This is a genomic window from Cohnella silvisoli (assembly GCF_021190915.1).
Classification (GTDB): Bacteria; Bacillota; Bacilli; order Paenibacillales; family Paenibacillaceae; genus Cohnella; species Cohnella silvisoli.
The window spans coordinates 708,489-728,906 of sequence record NZ_JAIOAP010000001.1; the positions used below are offsets into that span (position 1 = coordinate 708,489).

The following is a 20,418-nucleotide window of genomic DNA, read 5'->3' on the forward strand; positions in this document are numbered from 1 at the left end:
GTTAGCGGTTAAAATATTATTGTGCCACATGCGAGTGTAACAACTCCATGTGGTTTTCTTTCGCCTCGAGAATGAAAAAAATCACAATTTTGGTGATCTAGTTTCGTCGTCTACTGCTGCAATATAAATGCTCCGAAAATCCTTAGGAGTAACACCGACATATTTTTTGAAAACTTTACTAAAGTGGCTTTCATCATTAAAACTAAGCATCGAAACAATTTCTTGAACCTTCCTGTTTTCCAGTAAAAGGGCTTTCGATTTGTCTATTTTGAGAGTTGTCAAATATTCGAGAAAGTTCACTCCGAATTCTTCTTTAAATCTTTTGGATATGTACTCTCTGCTTAAAAAAAATTTACCGGAAATGTCATGCAAGGAGATTCTCAAATGATAATTTTGCTCAACGTAGGTTCGAATATCATAGAACGTCTGAGTTTCTTTCTTGCAACTTCGCATATAAACAGATATATCCGCCAAAAACTCGCTAACCGATTGATTGAGTCTGTCTAGACTCAACTCTTGTTCCATCCTATCTTTCAGTAAAACGAATCGGGAAATAAATTCATCTTTTGTTTCGACGAAATCTACCAAAGATTCCAGAATATGCAAAATATTCCGGCCCAAATTTTGAATTTTATGCAAACTCATGTGTTCCGTTCGTGCAAACTCCTCGTAGTAAGATTCCATCATCTGGCTGATCAGAGGCAGATTTCCGCTTTTAATTGCCGCAGCGAGCAACCGCTCAGTTTTCAGTTCTGTAGACTGATTATAAGTGAAATGGACGATATCCTCATAAAACGATATCCGGCTTTCTTCCGTAAGATCCATCTGCATGAGTACCGCTCTGGCCTCGCGCAAGGAGAGCTTGAGGTCGCGGTAATCCGGGTAGTTTCGTCCCACGCCTATCAAAGTCTTGATTTGCAGGTATTGTTGAAGCACGATGATTAATCGTTCCAACCTGCTGTACAACTGCAACCTGGTGGCGTCTGAATAGAAGAGCATCACGATTTCATTGGGATTCTTACGAATAGCTTTTCCTTGCCCGGCGATCACTTCATTAACGATATTGAGTACGGAAGAATAAAGCAAATCGCTTTGTCCATTATACTTCTCCTCGGCAATTTGTTTGGCGTTTTGCATTTTGATTACGGCAACCGTTGCCAATTCTAACTGATCGTTCTCGGCAACGCCAAGACTGCTTAATATTTCATGCTTTCCATACTGACCCTCCTCCAGAAGTTTATGCAACAGATTCTCGCTGAGCAACGGCAGCGTCTCGTTCAGCTTAATTTGCAAATCGGCTATTTCCAATTGCTTTAGCCTATGATTTTGAATTTCTATCACTGCATTTTTTAAAGCTTCATTCAGATTATCTTTGGAGACAGGCTTTAAAATATAATCGATCGCTCTTGCTGCAATCGCTTGTTTCGTGTACTCAAAATCTACATACCCGCTTACGATTATAAGTTTGGTGTCTTTGTGCCGATTGCTCAACGATCTGATGAGATCGGCGCCGCACAGACCGGGCATTCTCATATCCGTCACAATGATATCAGGTTCTTCGTCGTCGGCCAGTTCGCACAGTTGATCCCCATCCATGGCTTCGCTCACAATTTGAATGCCCATGCGTTCCCAATCACCCAATTTGACGATCGCTGTGCGCACTTTTCGTTCGTCATCTGCTATGATCGCTTTATACATGATCCCTCGACTCCTTCTTAATGTTGTCGTCAACGTGAATGAGCATTTCCACGGTCGTGCCCTTACCGCTTTCGCTCCGAATGTTCATTTCGAATTGATCTCCCATCAGCAGCCGAAGCCTTTGATAAACATTGGCGATGCCGATGCTGTCCCCTTCCGCAAATTCGTCATCGGTTCTGCTTAATGTCGTTCTGATTTGAGCAAGCTTATCCGAATCCATTCCAACCCCGTCGTCACCCACCGTAATCGAGAGGACTTCGCCTAATGCTTTACAGCGGATTTCAATCGTACTTGGTGTTTTTTTTCGTTCAATTCCGTGAATAACAGAGTTCTCCAATATCGGCTGTAAAATTAACTTGGGTATTTGGATGGACCTTAACTCATCCGCTATTTCAATACGGAATACCAATTTTTCCTCAAATCGAAATTTTTGGATGGATAAATAATCTTTTGAATTGTTGATCTCATCTTCAAGGGTAACCATCATGCCGGCCGATTTGATGCTGTAGCGCAGCATATTGGACAACGCGATGGTCATTTCCTCCAATTCCTTGATTCCTTCTTCCAAAGCTACACTGCCGATCGCCTGTAAAGTGTTATAGATAAAATGGGGATTTATCTGAGCCTGCAGCGCTTTCAATTCGGCGGATTTGTTTTTAAGCTTCAGCTTGTATTTTTCATTGATGAGTTGATCTAATTGACCAAGCATTCGATTATAAGAGACGGAAATTCGTCCGATCTCATCCCCGCTTGTAACTGCAATAGGGATGTTAAAAAAACCTTTGCCCGCCAAACCGATGTGTCTTTCCAGTTTTAATAAAGGGGCCGTAATTCTATAGGAGACCACTATAATGGCCCCGATTAATGAGCAGAGCAAAGCGGCTCCGATCATTAAGTTTAAGTTTTTGGATTTCGAAGCCTGCGCAAGCAGCACTTTCATCCGAATCGTCTTGAGCAGGATATTTCCGCTGCTGTCCGATTTGGAATAGACAACCAGAAGTTGATCTGAACTTGAAGATTGGGTAGGAAATGAACCTGTCAAAGCTTTTCCAGAAATAATTGAGTTTATAATGGCAGAATCGAGCCTGATAGATGGATCGGATTGATAGATGACGGAACCTGACTGATTCGTGAGTACTGCGAATTCGTCTGAATAATGCATAATATCTTTCGTTATTTTTTCAAGATAGGTTAATTCGTAGTTGATGGACAACAATCCGTAATCCTTGGAGTAAGTTTGAATGATCCGATTGATGGAAAATACGGGGGTACTGCTATTCAATTGGTATTCCGCATTGAAGTTCTTCAGTCTGTGCTGAGGTTCAAGGACGTACTTCCCTTTGGTTTGCATGGCTCTCGAATATCCACTCGTCGCTTCGATGTTAGGGGCATTGGAAAACGATGCGTTAATCGATTTGTTGATGATGTAGACTTCCGATGAGTATGGAATATAAAAGAGTACGGAATTCGTTTCACTTCGCTGAAGATAAATATTCATCAGTTTTTTTATTTTAAGGTTGTAAGCCCAATTCTCATTGTCCGTCGCTTGATATTCTTGGGTGAATAACAAATCCGAATACAAGGAAAGCGAAATTTGATCCAGTTGTTTGAGATAGTCATCGATCCGATTGTTCAGTAAGCTCAACAGCTGTACATTGTTCTCAACATAGGACTGCTGGATTTCGACAGAAATGCTCCGGTAAGAGTTATAAATTAAAATGGACAAGGGAATTACGACGATCGAAGTGAAAATGACGATAATTTGTTTGCGAAGGCTTATTTTCATAAAACCCAAAGTCGTTGCCTCCCCTTTAGCCGGTATTACTTGATGAATTGGAATTCATATTCATGATTGTAACAATTACGGGATCCCTATTGAAGCGAAATTTCAAAGTGTTCATTTATATACAAGTAGACTTTAAGATTATACATATGAAAGAAGCAGATGACAGAACTATAATTCAAATCAGGGCGCGCCACCAACTTGCAGAATAATTCAGGAGGTCAATCACAAACATGAAAAGAAGGACATCGGGTTTTATCATTCTTTTAGTATTGTTTATCATTGTAAGCGGTTGCGGAAAAGCTGACAAGAAAGCCGTCGAATCCAAGCAGACGGAGTCAGCAGCCCCATCTCAATCCGCTCAGTCTTCGGTTGATAACAAGAAGCAGGAACCAGTCAAACTTAAATTTTTGACGAATGTAATTGATTATCCCAAACACGAAAGTGAGATCAATGCTGCCTTGCATCAAGCTTACCCGCATATAACTGTTGAATTTGAACATGTTGCGGATAATTATGATGCGGTATTAAAGACGCGGCTGGCTTCGGGCGATGCTCCAGATCTCTTTAATTACCCTGGCTATTTGGCGATGAAGCCGCTCGTCGACGCCGGGCAAGTGTTGGACCTGTCAAATGATAATCCGGATGAATTGGTATATGAAAACTTCAGGAATGCGGGTAAGTATAACGGAAAAGTCTATGGCGTACCCACCCAAGTACTTGGATATGGCTTAATTTACAACAAGCAAGCTTTTCAAGAAGCAGGCATTGCCGCACCGCCGAATACTTTAACAGAACTAAAAGATGCTATAGCGAAATTGCAAAAGGCTGGCATTACACCGTTCGCTTCAGGATTTAAGGACGTATGGCTGTGCTACCAAATGTTCTGGGCTTTGCAGGGATCAACATTAGATGATTTCCAAAAATTTTATGATGACATGAACGGCGGTAATGCCTCTTTTAAAAACGAAAAGCTGGATGCTGCTTTTGAATTGCTTGATCTCTACGTTGCGAACTCTGGAGATAAACCATTGTCCAGCGATTTCGCCAATATGGCTCATCTTGTAGGCACCAAGAAAGCGGCTATGGCGATTCAAGGCGTTTGGGCTTACGGTGAAGCGATCAAACTGGACCCAGATGTACAATTGGGAATGGCCCCGATTCCGGTCTCCGAAGACGCGAAGGATGCGACTTTACTAACGGATGCGGAAGGCATAATGTATATTTCCAAAGATACTAAGCATGCGAATGAGGCGAAAGACTTCATCCGATGGATGTTGTCGAAGGAAGGAGCTAAAGCGACAGTCGGGGATATTTTGCAACAGCAATCCGCAGCCAGTTCGAATCCGGAGCTTAAGCTGAATTCACTCAGTTTGGATGCGGCTCAATATATTCAAGAGGGCAAGAAAACTCGAGGCTTTATGATCAATTATTGGCAGAGCGGCTTGGCAGATATTATTGGCAAAGACCTGCAAGATTATATTTCCAAGAACTTGACCAGAGATGACTTCTATAAACATATCGATGCCGGATGGAAAATATTTGCAGGGAAATAATCGTGAGAGGAATGCTGGGAATGATCGTCATCGGTCATCCCGGTTTTCCTGAAGAAATGAAGGAGAATACCGTTTGTGAACAAAGTAAGAAGAAACCGGATGTCTCTGTTATGGTTTATTATGCCTTTTACCTTGTTATATGTCGTGTTTTTTTTGTATCCGTTTACCAAAGGTCTCTTGCTGTCGTTTACTGATTGGAATGGCATCAGTAAAACGACGCAATATGTGGGTTTTCAGAATTATCTGGAACTATTCACGGAAGATAGCAGATTTCTTCACTCACTTTTCGTAACATTAATCTTTACCGTATTAAACGTTGCCATCTCAAATATCTGCGCTCTTGTTCTGGCCGTAGCGATTGAATGGGGAAGCCGGAGCTTTAGAAACTTGCTTCGGACCTTATTTTTTTTACCATATGTGTTTAGCCTCGTTGTGGTGGGCTTTGTTTGGAGATTGCTATATACGGAAGTGCTTCCTAAGCTGTCGGAACAAATTCATTGGCAATTTTTTAATTTGGATTATATTGGTGATCCGGCAATCGCACTGTATTCGACAATATTCATGAATATCTGGTATGGAATCGGTTATTTCTTAATTATTTATTTGGCTGGGCTACAAACGATCGATACGAGCGTGCTGGAGGCGTCTCAAATTGACGGCGCCACGGGCTGGGTGCAGTTTACTAAAATAATTATCCCCTTGTTAATGCCATCCATTACGATCTGTATTTTCACGAGTATCGCCGGATCATTGAAAATATTCGACGCGATATTTGTATTGACCGGAGGAGGTCCTGGTTACTCTACGGAATCGATTGCTCTGAATATTTATTACGAGGCGTACGGAGCAGCCAACCGATTCGGATACGGTATGGCAAAAGCGGTAGTTTTGGCTGGAGTCATTCTCTTCATTTCTTACTTCCAGTTAAAGTTCTTTAAGGCAAAGGAGGTGGAAGTGTGAGACGCTCTCGCGGAATTCAAATGACAGCGGGTACGTTGTTAATATTATTGGCGCTCGTTTACTTGTTTCCGATTTATTTGATCTTGATCAATTCATTTAAGTCGTTCAGAGATATTTTTGAATCGCCCCTCTCCTTTCCTGCAAGCTTTTATTTGGATAATTATACGAAGGCGTGGAAAGCTTCCGATTTCTTGCAGACGCTGCTGAACAATGTGACAGTTACCGCTTTAACAATCGCTGGCGTGGTGGTTTTCACCTCAATGGCAGGTTACAAGCTCTCCAGAGACAAAAGCAAGTTAAGCTGGTTTTTCTATATCCTGTTTACATTTCCGTTTCTAATTCCGTTGTATTCTTATATGATCCCACTCGTCCAACTGGTCAAACAATTTCATATCGAGAACAGCCCTGCGAGCCTTTCTCTCATATACGTCTCTACAAGCAGTTTTGCTTTGTTTATGTTTCATGGATTTGTCAAAAGCATACCGGTGGAATTGGATGAATCTGCCTACATGGACGGCTGTTCGCAAATCCGATTGTTTTTTTCGATTGTTTTTCCCCTTTTGAAACCGGCTATTAGCAGTGTTGCGATCTTATTTTCCTTATGGACATGGAATGATTTTTTACTGCCGTTTCTGATTCTGACGGATAAAGATGCGTTTACGATTACGATCAAAGTATTTCAAATGTTTGGCATGTACGGAAGTGAGTGGGACGTCATCACGGCTAGTCTGGTGCTGGCCAGCATGCCGATCGTCATTCTGTATGTGATTTTGCAGAAATATATTGTAAGCGGCATAGCTGCAGGAGCCATTAAAGGCTGAATTTGAGAAGACGACGGGAGGAGATGCAGCGGTGTTATTGAATCCGTTATCTTTTGTTGAGGAACAGGATGCAGCATGGTTTGCCGCAAATATTCCTTTTTTTGAATGTCCTGACGAGAGTTTGCAAAAAGTTTATTATTTTCGCTGGCAGGTATTCAAAAAACATATTCGAGAGACGCCGGATGGTTATGTTATTACGGAATTTCTACCGCCTGTACCCTGGGCAGGGAAATATAATACGATTAGTTGTGCGTCTGGCCACCATTTTTATGAGGGACGCTGGCTTCATAATCAGCAATACTTGGATGACTATGCGCTGTTCTGGTTTCGCAAGGGAGGCGAACCTCGCAAATACAGCTTCTGGGCGGCGGATTCATTGTACGCGCGGTACTTGGTAACGGGAGACTCCAGGCTTTTGCTCGAACTGCTGCCCGATTTAATAAGCAACTATGAGGCGTGGGAAGCGGAAAAGAAGGATGATAATGGATTATTTTGGCAATATGACGGTTATGACGGAATGGAATTCTCGATCGGTGGATCCGGATATCGGCCCACCATCAATAGTTACATGTATGGCGATGCTAGGGCAATCGCCAAAACTGCGGCTTTGGCGCGTTCCAACGATGTTGCTCACCGTTATCTGTTGAAGGCCCGGATTTTAAAAGAGCTAGTCCAACAATTGCTCTGGGATTCTGAGGCGCAGTTTTTTAAAGTTCGTTTGAATCGTCAAGGACTTGCTTACACCCATAACCTGCCCGAGTCTTGGGTGCGCCAAATGGAGGGTGATCAATTGGAGGAAGGCCAACTCGCGGACGTTTGCGAACTGATTGGCTATGTGCCATGGTATTTTCTGCTGCCCGATGAAGGTTATGAAGCAGCCTGGAAGTACATCAAAGAACCGCTTTATTTTGCCGCTCCCTTCGGTCCAGCCACTGCGGAACAGGGACATCGATTTTATGGGCTAAAGGATTCGCACGAATGTCTTTGGAACGGCCCCTCGTGGCCGTTTGCCACGTCGCAAACCTTAACCGCTATGGCGAATCTCATTCACAATTATGAGAAATCTGTTATTACGATCGAGGACTATTACAATTTGCTCCGAATGTATGCCAACTCTCATCAAATCCGTCTTGAAGACGGCAAGGCAGTGATGTGGATCGATGAAAATTTAGATCCTTGCACCGGGGAATGGATCGCAAGAAAGATTCTGCATAAACGAAACGATCCGAATAAAGACAGGGGTAGAGATTACAATCATTCTTCTTATTGCGATTTGATTATTTCCGGGTTAATCGGAATCAAACCGCGCAACGATCACTACTTGGACATTCGTCCTTTGATTCCCGCGTCTTTATGGGATTATTTCTGTCTGGAAAATGTCCCCTACCATAATCGCAAGATTACGATCTTGTACGATCGAACAGGAACACGCTATGGCCGAGGGACAGGGTTGCGGATCTATGTAAACGATATAGAAAAAGCATGCTTCCCGGATATACAAAAGGTGTTAATTCCTATTTGAGGAGAGAGAAAATGATGAAACAGACCAAGATGCAATGGTTCATGTGTGTTGCTGCGTTTTCTTTATTGGCCTTCTTCTCCCTATTGTTTGTTGAAAAAGCGGAGGCTGCGACACAAACGTTGTCCAATAATTTTTTGTCGGTTCAAGTGGATGATGCTTTCCCCCGTGTGATTCAATATACGGACTTGGCTACGAATGCTGTCATATATGGACAGGAGGACTCATTAAGCAAGATCAAAATAAACGGAACATTATATACTCCGAGTGTCACCAGTATCAAAAGTTCGGATACCATCACTTACAACATCGATATTTCCTCCATAAGCGTATCATTGATCGTGGAGTTTAAACTCGTTGACAATGTACTGGAAATGAATGTGACCCAAATCAATGACTCAGGCTCGACTAAAGTATACCGGCTGGAATTTCCCGATCAAAATCTGGTATCCGTGCGAAGCACGCAATCCGGTGCGGCTATGGCATATAATCAAAATTTTATCGATAATGATACCTTCAGTACGGTTTTGAATAAATCAATTGATGCAAGTCCGCAGCGCGTGGGACATTCGATTATTTACACGGATGCTTTAGCTGCTGCCATTGAAACGGGTATGACCACTCAAAGCAGCTACGTCCAGACTGTGGATAAAGGAGTATATAAGCGTACGGGTCTTTGGGCATACGAAAGTTTTTATCGGGGACCGGACGATAAAGTCACAGAACTTCCTTGGGTGAAAATTAAGATCGTTGCGGATGAAAATGGGGACGGTAGCGTAGATTGGCAAGATGGCGCGATTGCTTACCGAAGCATTATGGATCCTCTCCCCGGCCCTATAAATCTGGCTCAAAAAACGATATTCAGCAATTTGTTTACCGATTATTGGGGCAAATATCCGTGGACATGGGAATCCGCTTTGGATTATCTCAAAAGACAAGCCCTGGCAACTGATAAATTCCCACAAATTCTGTTGGCTAAAACATCGCATCAAGGGATAGACGGATGGCCTTCCTATGGGGAGGCAAGCGATGTCCTGGGCGGAAATAGCCAGTTCAACTGGTTGGTCGATGAAGCTGCGAATTGGAATATCTATGTCGGCACCCACACGAATTCACGGGAGGCTTATCCGGAAAGTTCTTTTTGGGCAGACACACCTCTATCAAGTACGGTGAAAGGCCAGCCCTGGGCAATGATAGATCGCGAGGCTCAACTGAACGATCAGGATCAGTATTGGGGCAGTGGACTTTTAGGGTTAAGATACGATGCCCACAAGGCCGCATTTCCAAATATGAAATTTCAATATTTGGATATAGAACTCGGAAACGGCCTGAACGCGAGATGGCAGGCCTATCAACAAATCAAAAAATTCAAGCAGAATGGGTGGCAACTGTTTACGGAGTATTCAATCGGGTATCCTCAAGTTTTTGATCCTTCGATCAGCTATCTCGGAACGAAGTATCTCTCGTGGGCTCATACCAGTTTAAACAGTGGGAGTTCCAATATACGCCGTTTCATCATGAACCATGTTACGATAGTCGGTGCGGGAAATACGACATACCAAAACGTGCTTGGCAAAGGTTACGCCGACACATACGGTTATTTAGGCTACGTCGGTCCGGTGCCGGGTACGATAAATTCGGCTGTCCAAGAGTTTTGGAAGCATACGTTAGCGGATACTTATTTGAAAAATTTTGAAATATTAAATATATATAACGATTCAAGCAATAATAATAATCTAACTGCTTTGTTTACAAAGGGGGTTAAATCCGTTTATGACGGAAATGTACGCAAAATTTATAAAAACAATATTTTACAGGCCGCTTTGAATAATACGTCACAAGACTTATTTCTCCCATGGGAAGTGGAAACGGAAGAAAAAATTTATACCTTCAGCAGCGGGGGAGGTATCAAAGAGTGGACATTGCCTTCGAGTTGGAGCGGACTGAAAACGTTGAAGCTATACAAATTAAATCAGACCACCGGACGGGAGTTTGCGGCGGACATTAGCGTAAGCAACGGTAAAGTATCGATCGCCTATGAAGCCGAACAAGGATATGTGCTTCTCAAAGAAGCTGCGCCGCAGACAAGCGTCATTTGGGGAGACGGCAGTAAGATCAAGGATTTTGAGTTTAACAGTACATCATTCGCCTACTGGAATCGTTCCGATGCGCAAGCCGTAACGATTGCGGCAGGTACTGAAGGTAACTACATGCTTCAAATTTCTGGAAGCGGCGATCATATGGCGAGTCAAACCATTTCGGGATTGCAACCGGGAAAAAGCTATGCGATCACGGCAGCTGTAAATATAATCGGCGATAAAACGGCGCTACTTGGCGTGAAGGAATACGGAAGACAGGAAGTTGTCGACTCCATCGACCATAATGTCACTTTTAACGCCGATCGATTGGATAGTTGGCCGAGACTCAAAGTATATTTTACAATGCCTCTGGGGCATACAAGCGCAACCGTTTATTTAAAAGGAACAGGGGCAGCAGGAAACGGCGATATCGTACAGTTTGACGATATCCGGCTGTTGGAAGAAAGCAATCCGATCGGAGGTAAGCATTCCTACTTCGAAGGATTTGAAGATACGCATTGGGCAGGACCTTTCGTTGCCCATCGTACGGATACGGTAGCTACGATATCTAAAGCAAATCCGCCCTATACGATAGATACGATAGCTGGCTCCGGCAATAAATCGTTTAAAATCATGCATTGGAACCATAATTACAATCCGATTTACGATACTATCGTCAAGACATTGCCCAATCAACTTAAGCTCAAACCGCATACGACATACCGTTTAAGCTTTAAATTTAAACCGATGTACGGCCCGGCTTCGGGTTGGCAATATCGGATACGCTCGAACAAAGGAAATGCGACGTTATTCAGTCAAAATTTATCCGGTTCGCAAGACCAAGTAACGTTGGAATCCAAGCGATTTACTACGAGCAGCTTCGATGATTATTCTTTGGAATTCGTGAACCAATCTTCCTCAAATGCGGATATTGTCATTGACGATTTAACGGTAGATACGATTGAGGACGATACGGACCCCGCCTGGGGTTATAGCAGCAAATGGATTGTCGTTTCTTCCCCAGATCGATTTAATAGCTCTGCTCACGCTGTCAATGATAATACAGGAGGTCAGACAGCAAAACTGACTTTCTGCGGTTCGAATATCAAACTCTATATGCGAAAATCTTACGATGCCCAGATCGTAAACATGCAGGTAGATAACGGAGCCGTTGAAGTCGTTGATCTCTATTCAAGCTCTCTGGACAATCAGGTGATGGTATGGCAAAAATCAGGACTTGCCGATACTCTTCATACCCTGACCATCACAACGACCGGAACAAAAAATGCAAGCTCCACAGGATATTGGGCTGAGTTGGATTTTGCTGAAGTACCAGAATCATCCGATCATTTGGTAGATGATAACGCCTCAGAGTGGACTTACGATAATATGTGGTCAAGCGGCACTGCCGCGGATCGCCATAATGGAAGTTATCATTATATAAATACGACGGTAATGCACACAGCTGTCTTCAATTTTACGGGTACTGGCGCAAAATTATTTACCCGGATTGGTCCTGACCAGCAGATCATTAAAGTACAAGTAGATAGTGAGCAAGCGGAAGCGATTGACTTGTATGACATATCGCATCGCAACAAAGTGTTAGTCTGGCAAAAAACAGGGCTGGCACCGGGAAATCACACGATTACCGTTATCACGACCGGAACGAAAAATACGAATTCCACTAATTATTGGGCTGAGGTCGATGCCGTGCAAATCTTGACAGACTACAAAATCAAATTGGATGACAGCTCAACGAATTGGACATTCACCAGCGGATGGTTAAGCGGGAGCGCTGGCAATCGCTATAACGGAACCTATCATTACGTGAATACCGGGGGTAAAACCGCAACCGTTCAATTTTCGGGAACAGATGTCCTTCTGGCTACGCGAATAGGGATTGACCAACAGATTATCAAAATACGTGTGGACAACCAAGCTGATGAAACCGTTGATTTATTTAGCCCCACATTCACCAATAAGGCTATTGTATGGCAGAAATCCGGCCTGGCGCCTGGGTCTCATACTTTGACCATCACCACAACAGGAACGAAAAATTCAAGTTCCACCGGTTATTGGGCGGAGATGGATTATATTGAAATTAGCAGTCCATAAACCGAAGAACTGACTACGTTGACGAGCAGATCGTTGAAGATTAGTTGGGATCCCTCTATTTGCGATCATTCGTATACAAAACCCAGACTGTAGCGGTCTGGGTTTTGTATTGTACGACACGTATTAGCGTCATCTCTTCGGTGACAGCCGGAGTAGGGGAACATCGATTTGAAAGGGTTATGGAGGTGCGAAAAAAAGCCCCAAATACAAAAAGCCTCCAAACCCACTATTGATAGGGTGTTGGAGGCTTTTTGTATTTTCTCGGCATGGATCACATATCCCTGTGATAAACAAGCGGATTAAGCGGGCTGGAGACGAGGTCCCCCGCCTTTAATCCGGGAAGCCAAGATTCCAAATCGCTTCTGCGAGCGTTGCTGTCCGGTTCGGCGATTCGCGTTCCGTCCGCGACGTAGATGATCGTCATGACTTTGCGCATCGCAGAGGTGGGATTGCCGGGTGCGCTATGCATCGTCCAGCCTGCGTGAAAAGTTGCATCCCCTGCTTCCATTGCTCCGTAGGTTACTTTTTCAAAACCTTTCCCGTCAATGAACTGTGCAAGCGTTTTGTGCGATTCATCGGAAATTTGCATTTTATTGATGTAACCCAGCTTATGGGAGCCCGATGCAAACGTCATTGAACCTATGTCTTCGGAGATCGGCACGAGAGGCATCCACATCGTAATCGTTTTGTCCGTATCGAGCGGCCAGTAAATTTGATCTTGATGCCAAGGAGTATGGCCGCCGCCTGGCTCTTTATAGAGGGCTTGATCGTGATAAATCCGCACACCGTCTACGCCCATCAAATCTGCAGCGACCTTGGCAAACCTCTTGGCAAGCGTGAATCTCGCCAGATCCTCTTGCTCTCTCCATAAGTTCCCGATTTGTATAAAAGCTTTGCCATACGTATCCCGTTCCTCAAGGGGCTTGTCTTGATTATTCAATTTCCGAACCCATTCGCTAAGGAGAGGCTCGTAAACGGCAATCTCCTCATCGCGCGCCAGATTACGAACGACGATATGCCCTTTCTCCTGGTATGAATCGCATTGCTCAACAGTAATCTCGTAATTTTCGTTCATAATGGGTAAAGAAGTCGGCTGATTAGGCATTGTTATTCCCCCAATTGATAGCGTTAATCTTATAACCATCATATAAAGCCGTGCAGGCAACGTCATTGTCATTCTCGCTCATTTTTTTGTTCAAAACAACTGGGATTCGGAGGATAAGCACGTGATATAATCTAACTACTACGCAAGTTGGGAGAGCATGCCATGTCATCGCTGATCGAACGAATGGATAGGCACCCGATCGTTCCTTATATAAGGTCAAGCGACTTCGCGGTTCGCAAACTGTGGCGTTATGCCGAACGCCGGTTGTTGGATTACCTCTTTATTTACGTTAAGGAAGGTATTCTTCAAGTTTGGGTCGACGGACGGGAATACCGGTTCGAGGCCGGCCAGTTTTGTCTCGTTCAGCCGGGAAGCATCGTCATACTGGAAGGCGCGACGGATACCATTACTCCTTTTGCCCATTTCGATATTTTCTATAATCCCGAGCGGGCGAACAGCTTCCCGACGAAAGCAGGGCAAATCGATTTGTCCGCTTACCAACACCTTATGCAGCCTAGATTAAACGATATTTACGGTTTGGAGATTCCCGTACGCATTGAGGTTCAACAACCTAAGAAGCTAATCGAAACGATCATTATCATGGTGGAGCTATGGAGACAGTACGATGCTTCGATGCAATTAAAAGCCCATCTATTGGCCTATGAGATCATCGTGACAATATTGGAAAGTTATATGAGGAATACGGGGGGCATGCGGGCGGAGGCAGATCCCTTGAAGTGGATCGTCGCTTATTTTTCGACTCATTTGAACGAGCCGCTTTCCGTCGAGAAGATGGCTAGCCGCGCAAACTTGTCCGAATCGCGGTTTAGCGCGTTATTCAAACGGAGATACGCGGTTTCTCCCCATCGGTATTTGCTCCATATGCGCGTCGATCATGCGAAAGAGCTGTTGGTAAGCTCGGACCTGTCGCAAGAAGAGATCGCCAATTATTGCGGATTTTCCGACGTACATCATTTTTCCAAAGCATTCCGAAGAATAAGCGGGCTAACGCCTGGGGAATGGAGAAGAAAATAATTCACACCTCTGGAGGGCGCCCGTGCATTCTGAATTCGGTTGGCGTCAATCCGGTTAGCCGTTTAAACTGATGGCTGAAGTAATGAATGCTCGTGAAACCGAGCCGCTCGGATATAACCTCGACTTTTTCCTCTTGCAATAGCGCGCGTTTGGCCCTCTTGATCCTCTCTCCTATGACGTAATTTTTAGGAAGCAAGCCGATTTCCTCTTTGAACAATTTAGCGAAATGGATCGGGTGATATCCGCACATGGCGGCAAGCTCCGAGACCGCCCAATTTTTACCCGGTTGTTCTTGCATCGCTTGAATGGCGGGTTCGATTCGGCCGTAAGACTTGGACGTCGATTCGTTGCTTACAAGCTGCCGGAACACAAGCGATAATATTTGCATCATTAGTGCTCGAAGTGTGAGCGCGTAGCCGGGCTGTTCAAGCTCGTATTCTTTCACCATTCTCGTCAGAATCGGCTCCAGTCCCGATATGGACAATTTAGTCGGAAGGGTGATTTCACCGTATGGAGGAAGGTCAAGCTTCGGGTTATAGGGTTCGATGCCGAGTGATTCCTTCCCGGGATATTGAATCCGGTTGCCCGGATGAATCGGAAAGGTTGAATGATGAAACCACTCAAAATGAACGCTGAAATAATCGGTCGCATCGACAGCGGACAGCCAATGGGCGCATTCCGGGCCATAGTAGACGCACTCTCCGGCGCGAATCGTATATTTGTGCTGTCCAATGACCAGTTCGGCGTGGCCGGATACGACAAAGAACAACTGGTTATCCGGAATGATGCGGACACCCCAGTTGGTTCCGGGCGGCGCCGTTGATCGGCTTGCGAAGTTTACCGTCGGCATAATGTCGTCCATTGTTCTGATGGCCATGTCGGGAACTCCTTTTTTCAATAAATGATGAGAAATGCACGATCCGTCATTCCCATCATAATGAGCGAGTAGACGAGGCGCAAGACAATTTACTGTTGAAATAGGGGATGTTGAGAGTTGTCGGGGGCTCTTCTGCACAACTTCGCGGACGCTCAATTCACCTTCTGCGTTTTCTAAAGACGGATGGGGATACCCCGTAAAAAGCCGTGAATTGTTTGGTGAAATGATGGATAGACGAGTATCCGAGATCGTCGGCGAGGTCGGTAACGGATCGGTTGCTTTCCCATAAGGCTGCGGCGGCTCGCTTCATAATTGCTTGGGTCCAATAGGCTTTCGGAGATAATCCGGAAGCCTGTTTGAACAGTTCGTGGAATTGGGTTTTCTTCATACCGCTGAGCGCAAGCCAGGTTTCGTACCGCCTGCCGGCGTTGGCTTCTTGGTCGATCATATCTATGATAGGTTTGATCCGATAATCCGTTAGCAGGGGAGCTTTGGAAAGTTGGATGAATTCAAGCAGGAAAGCCTTCAGCAAGCTGCTCGCGATTAGATTAGATGCTGGGTTGCTCTTCTGGTAGTGATTCACGATGTGGGCGAATAACGCTATCATCGTTCCATGATGCTGAAGCGGGAGGTGATAGGGCAACTCGTCTATTTCCGTATTGACCTTTATTTGCGTTAGATAAGAGCGATCGAAATCGGCAACGTTCCAGACGAGATGCTGGGTCGTGGCGAGCGGTTCGGAAGACCATATTTCGCAGTAAATATTGTATGTGGCGAGCGGCTGATCGGGATCGGAAATGAACGAATGCAGCAGCTTGGGAGGGAAGTAAATGAGGTCTCCTTTTTTGACGTTAAATAAGCCGTCCGGGACGGCGATCTTTCCTTTGCCTTCATCAATGAGATGGAATGCGTAACAGTAGCCGTATCTTGAAGATTCGCTTGCTTGGCTCCCCGGCGGGAATTCATAGTAATGGGCAACGCGAACGGAAGGCTGAAGCTCAAGTGTCGAAAACAATGCAGCACCGCCTATCGGGAAAAGTCTAAGTTAAAGATTATGATACCGTAGGAAACGCAAATAAAAAAGCCGGAAAAAATGATCAATTTCCGAACGGGTATCTAAATACGATGTTGAGCGACCATGCTAAATTATAAATATATTAAATTAATAATCGAGGAGTTGAACCCAATGATCGATAAAAAGATCCGCGGAAGTTTGACTAAAGAGCAAGTTGAATTCTACAACGAGGAAGGCTATATTGTATTGCCTAAACTATTGTCGGACGAAGAGCTGGTTCCGGCACGGGAAGCGATGAACGAGAAGGTTTCTTCCATAGCGGACGAGCTGCTGGCAGCGGGTTTGATTAGCGACAAGTTAGAAACTCGGCCGTTTAAATATCGTCTGGCGGAGCTTTTTAAGGATTTGACTGCCGATGACTTTCTGAAGTACGGCAGGAGCTGGCGGGATAGAATACCCGGTTATTTCCGCTTAATGAGCACTCCCAAAATTTTGGATGCCGTTGAATCGTTAATCGGGGGAGAATTATTTTCAAATCCCGTTTATAATGTACGGCCTAAGATACCCAAGGTCGCGGCAGGCGCCGTACCATGGCACCAAGACAAGTCGTATTGGCCTGACGCCAACTCCAATCCCGTTATTACGGTATGGATTCCTTTAGTGGACGCGAATGAAGTGAACGGCTGCCTGCATATTAAACCTAAGACCCACCGGACTCGGTTATTGGAGTGGCATCAGGAAGAAAAGACCGGAACGGGATACACCGCGCTCCGAGAGGATCAACTAGGCAAAACAGCAACCGTCGTATTGCCGGTTTCAGCAGGAAGCGCTATCCTCTTTAACGATCGCTGCCTGCATATGTCGACGCAGAACAATTCGGACGAGGTTCGTTGGAGCGTGGATTTGCGCTATCAGCCAACCGATCAGGACCCGATGCCGAGCCACGGAGCAGGTTTTCTTGCCCGAAGCTACAAGTTTCCGGAGAAAGTCGCGACGCTTGAAGATTGGCTTGCCGAGCGACCTGAGCACATTTTAGAATAAAGGAAAAACCTTCGGGGACGCACCTTGAAGGTTTTTCCTTTATGCCAATATCCCATTCGATCAGGAGCGGTTAAGCCGCCATTTGAATCTGAGAGCGCGGTGTTTGACTGCTATCGATACGCCTTGCGGAGCGTAAATTGTGCAACCGTCTATTGTGCAGGATACCAATTGCCATGGCAGGCTCCAATTCGTTTCTCTGCACAAGCTCCACTAATGTTGCCATATCCCCCATCTGGTACGCCTTCGCAAGAATCCTCAGGAAAGTCTTTAAACCCTCGTCTTCGGGTAATGGAAGGGTATCCTTTTCAAGATCCTCTTTGACTGCTTCAAGAGAGTGGCGAGCCCGGTGCAGAGCCGCTTTAACCGCGCCCTCCGTCGTCTTGAGCATTTCAGCGGCTTCGGAAATCGAATAATCGAATACATCGCGAAGCAAGAAAACGGCTCTCTGGAGGGGAGATAAGTGCTTCATTAAAGCCTGAAAGGCGAACTCGATCTCGAATGAACCGTTATTAGGCAAAGTCACCCTCGGTTGTTCCGACTTCAATAATCGGGTGAAAACCGATTTTCTGCGCGTTTGGTCGATCCACGTATTTTTGGCTATCCGAAGCAAATAAGCTTCAGGGTTGGCATGCCGGGCGATTTTTAACGTCGTTACCGCCTTCAGCCAAGCGTCCTGCGCCAATTCCTCGGCATCCCAACTGGATTCCGTCAAGCTTAGGCAATAGCGTTTAAGCGCGGTTTGCAACTGCTCCATGTGGTGGACATCGGCTTCGATCGCGGTATTATCCATTTTATCCGTTGAGATCATCGAGAACCCTCCTTTACCCGCTCTTATGCTTGCTAATGTAAACGAACGAAGCATGTAGAAAGATACGCAGTTTTTATCATTAGTTTACGATATTTTCGCTTAGTATGCTTCCGTATCTTTCGTTGGCCTCCATTCGTTTACAGGGGGAAAGCGACGATAAATAAGGGAAGCGGTGAATGAACAGATGAGTAATTATGTTCCTTACGTGGTAGAGCAGACGAATCGCGGCGAAAGATCCTACGACATTTATTCCCGATTGCTGAAGGACCGGATCGTGTTCTTGGGGACTGCGATCGATGATCAGTCGGCGAATAGCATTACCGCCCAATTGTTGTTCCTGGCTGCGGAAGATCCGGAGAAGGAAATCAGTCTTTACATTAATTCCCCGGGCGGCTCCACCTCGGCAGGGTTTGCTATTTACGATACGATGCAATTCATTAAACCTCAAGTTCATACGATCTGCATGGGAATGGCAGCATCTTTCGGAGCCATTTTATTATTAGCGGGCGCTAAAGGGAAACGCTTCGCGCTTCCGAATAGCGAGATCATGATCCACCAACCGCACGGAGGCGCGCAAGGGCAGGCCAGCGACATTGCTATTAGCGCCAAGCGAATATTGCAAATTCGGGAAAAGACGAACCAGATTACTTCCGAGCGAACCGGGCAACCGATCGAGAAAGTGGAAAAGGACATGGACAGGGATTATTTCATGTCCGCACAAGAGGCGCTCGAATACGGGATCATTGACCAAGTAATTACGTCAGTGAATTAGTTGACCGGTCATAAACAAGTGTGTTTTCCCGGATATTCGTCAATGGATGATTTCGCTAAAAATGGCACTGATGACAAAAGCAACGCAAGGCAGCTTGTTCGAAGTTACCCGGTCGTCACCTTCAAATAAATCGCAGAGTTCGTATCGTTCACGATCATTCTGCAGATATTGTTCCAGCATTCGCGTTTCTGAATCGATGATCCAATATTCCGGGACGCCATGTTTTTCGTATACCGTCATCTTTTTCACCTTATCCCGTTTACGAGAACCGGGAGAGATGATTTCTACTACGAGATCCGGCGGCCCTTCGATTCCCCGGGCTGTCACAATGTGTTGGCGGCTGCGGTGAATCATCAATATATCGGGCTGTACGACATTCGTCCCGTTCAAGATCACATCAAGAGGAGCGGAATAAATGATATAATCCGACTTACAGCTTTTATGGCCCAACGTAAATTGTCTGTCAAATTGATACTTCGTTGGATTAATGCGGTTAATCTTTAAGCAAAGATAAAGCTCGGTTATGAAGAGTGTCCCAAGAAAGCGCTCCGAGCACCACGTCCGAGATTATTCCTTGCCCGTCGATAAACATCGTGGACGGAATCGCACGTATCTTATAACGGGCGGCAATCCGGCCGTCTGTATCGAGCAGAACCGGAAACGTGAAGCCATAAGTCCGTGCAAACTGTTGCGCGGACTTTACGCTGTCCGCAGCTGTAAGGTTGATAGCTAATATTTGAATGCGATCACCAAATTGCTTGTTCAGTTTAACGAAGGTTGCAGCTTCATCTTGGCAAGGACCGCACCAAGAAGCCCAGAAATTAAGGATGACGGGTTTGGGGCGCATTTTTATCAGCTCATATGATTTTCCGTCGATACCCGTCAATGAAAATGGAGGTGCAGTGTGGCCGATTTTGGGTGATTCGGAGTTTTCCGTTCGCATAACCTTGGCCGTGACCGACGAATCCGACGGATGATTGCTCTTTCGGTCTATTTGCTGTGACAAGACCAATCCGGTAAGCAAGACAACCGTAGAGAAAATAATCCAATTACGCAAGTTGTTGTTCATTAATTTCCCTGCTTTCTTACGAACGGGTGATTCTTATTGTAGACAATATCCTCGGCATTCCATACATGGAGATAGAGTAGTTTATTGACCGATGAACCAAGCGATTTACCTTGACTCCTATGTTCGCGCATGCCATAATGTACACGCGTACATTAATAATAAACAG

At 45.1% G+C, this 20,418-nt stretch carries 16 protein-coding genes; 8 read left to right on the top strand and 8 right to left on the bottom strand.

Annotated elements, in window-relative coordinates; translation table 11 throughout:
* Positions 1-81 precede the first annotated feature (81 nt).
* Together K7P76_RS02945 and K7P76_RS02950 are read right to left on the bottom strand one after the other, a co-directional pair.
* Positions 82-1,698 (bottom strand): response regulator, encoded by a 1,617-nt coding sequence (locus tag K7P76_RS02945; protein WP_232183064.1) that lies wholly within the window; start codon positions 1,696-1,698, stop codon positions 82-84.
* Entirely contained in the window at positions 1,691-3,484 is a 1,794-nt protein-coding gene (locus K7P76_RS02950) for a cache domain-containing sensor histidine kinase (protein WP_232183433.1), read from the bottom strand. Before K7P76_RS02950 ends, K7P76_RS02945 begins: the two co-directional genes overlap by 8 nt.
* Positions 3,485-3,714: 230 nt before the next feature.
* On the opposite strand from K7P76_RS02950, the gene K7P76_RS02955 reads away from it, so the two are divergent.
* The 5 genes from K7P76_RS02955 (at position 3,715) to K7P76_RS02975 (ending at position 12,530) form a co-directional block, all read left to right on the top strand.
* Positions 3,715-5,037 (top strand): ABC transporter substrate-binding protein, encoded by a 1,323-nt coding sequence (locus K7P76_RS02955; RefSeq protein ID WP_232183066.1) that lies wholly within the window; start codon positions 3,715-3,717, stop codon positions 5,035-5,037.
* Positions 5,038-5,112: 75 nt separating this feature from the next.
* A complete protein-coding gene (locus K7P76_RS02960) occupies positions 5,113-5,997 on the top strand; it encodes a carbohydrate ABC transporter permease (protein ID WP_232183068.1) in 885 nt (294 codons plus the stop codon).
* Positions 5,994-6,818 (top strand): carbohydrate ABC transporter permease, encoded by an 825-nt coding sequence (locus K7P76_RS02965; RefSeq protein ID WP_232183070.1) that lies wholly within the window; start codon positions 5,994-5,996, stop codon positions 6,816-6,818. Before K7P76_RS02960 ends, K7P76_RS02965 begins: the two co-directional genes overlap by 4 nt.
* Positions 6,819-6,849: 31 nt before the next feature.
* The gene (locus K7P76_RS02970; RefSeq protein WP_232183072.1) at positions 6,850-8,340 is read left to right on the top strand and encodes an MGH1-like glycoside hydrolase domain-containing protein; all 1,491 of its coding nucleotides are present in this window, start codon (positions 6,850-6,852) and stop codon (positions 8,338-8,340) included.
* An 11-nt stretch (positions 8,341-8,351) separates the two neighbouring features.
* Positions 8,352-12,530, top strand: a complete 4,179-nt coding sequence (locus tag K7P76_RS02975) for an endo-alpha-N-acetylgalactosaminidase family protein (RefSeq protein ID WP_232183074.1) — start codon at positions 8,352-8,354, stop codon at positions 12,528-12,530.
* 271 nt (positions 12,531-12,801) lie between these two features.
* On the opposite strand, the gene K7P76_RS02980 is transcribed toward K7P76_RS02975, so the two are convergent.
* Entirely contained in the window at positions 12,802-13,635 is an 834-nt protein-coding gene (locus tag K7P76_RS02980; protein ID WP_232183075.1) for a phytanoyl-CoA dioxygenase family protein, read from the bottom strand.
* A 162-nt stretch (positions 13,636-13,797) separates the two neighbouring features.
* On the opposite strand from K7P76_RS02980, the gene K7P76_RS02985 reads away from it, so the two are divergent.
* Positions 13,798-14,670, top strand: coding sequence for an AraC family transcriptional regulator (locus K7P76_RS02985; protein ID WP_304518381.1), 873 nt, complete (start codon positions 13,798-13,800; stop codon positions 14,668-14,670).
* A gap of 1 nt (position 14,671) precedes the next feature.
* On the opposite strand, the gene K7P76_RS02990 is transcribed toward K7P76_RS02985, so the two are convergent.
* Positions 14,672-15,547, bottom strand: a complete 876-nt coding sequence (locus K7P76_RS02990) for a helix-turn-helix transcriptional regulator (RefSeq protein ID WP_232183081.1) — start codon at positions 15,545-15,547, stop codon at positions 14,672-14,674.
* A gap of 157 nt (positions 15,548-15,704) precedes the next feature.
* Positions 15,705-16,562, bottom strand: a complete 858-nt coding sequence (locus K7P76_RS02995) for an AraC family transcriptional regulator (RefSeq protein WP_232183091.1) — start codon at positions 16,560-16,562, stop codon at positions 15,705-15,707.
* 171 nt (positions 16,563-16,733) lie between these two features.
* On the opposite strand from K7P76_RS02995, the gene K7P76_RS03000 reads away from it, so the two are divergent.
* A complete protein-coding gene (locus tag K7P76_RS03000) occupies positions 16,734-17,603 on the top strand; it encodes a phytanoyl-CoA dioxygenase family protein (protein ID WP_232183092.1) in 870 nt (289 codons plus the stop codon).
* A 70-nt stretch (positions 17,604-17,673) separates the two neighbouring features.
* Here the strand turns inward: K7P76_RS03000 and K7P76_RS03005 are convergent, their stop codons facing one another.
* Positions 17,674-18,411 (bottom strand): RNA polymerase sigma factor, encoded by a 738-nt coding sequence (locus K7P76_RS03005; protein ID WP_232183094.1) that lies wholly within the window; start codon positions 18,409-18,411, stop codon positions 17,674-17,676.
* Between the two features lie 184 nt (positions 18,412-18,595).
* Here K7P76_RS03005 and clpP point away from each other — a divergent pair, with 184 nt between their 5' ends.
* Positions 18,596-19,183, top strand: a complete 588-nt coding sequence (gene clpP / locus K7P76_RS03010) for an ATP-dependent Clp endopeptidase proteolytic subunit ClpP (protein WP_232183106.1) — start codon at positions 18,596-18,598, stop codon at positions 19,181-19,183.
* Between the two features lie 39 nt (positions 19,184-19,222).
* On the opposite strand, the gene K7P76_RS03015 is transcribed toward clpP, so the two are convergent.
* Positions 19,223-19,633 (bottom strand): Uma2 family endonuclease, encoded by a 411-nt coding sequence (locus K7P76_RS03015; RefSeq protein WP_232183108.1) that lies wholly within the window; start codon positions 19,631-19,633, stop codon positions 19,223-19,225.
* A 43-nt stretch (positions 19,634-19,676) separates the two neighbouring features.
* Entirely contained in the window at positions 19,677-20,252 is a 576-nt protein-coding gene (locus K7P76_RS03020) for a TlpA family protein disulfide reductase (RefSeq protein WP_232183110.1), read from the bottom strand.
* Between the last annotated feature and the right edge of the window lie 166 nt (positions 20,253-20,418).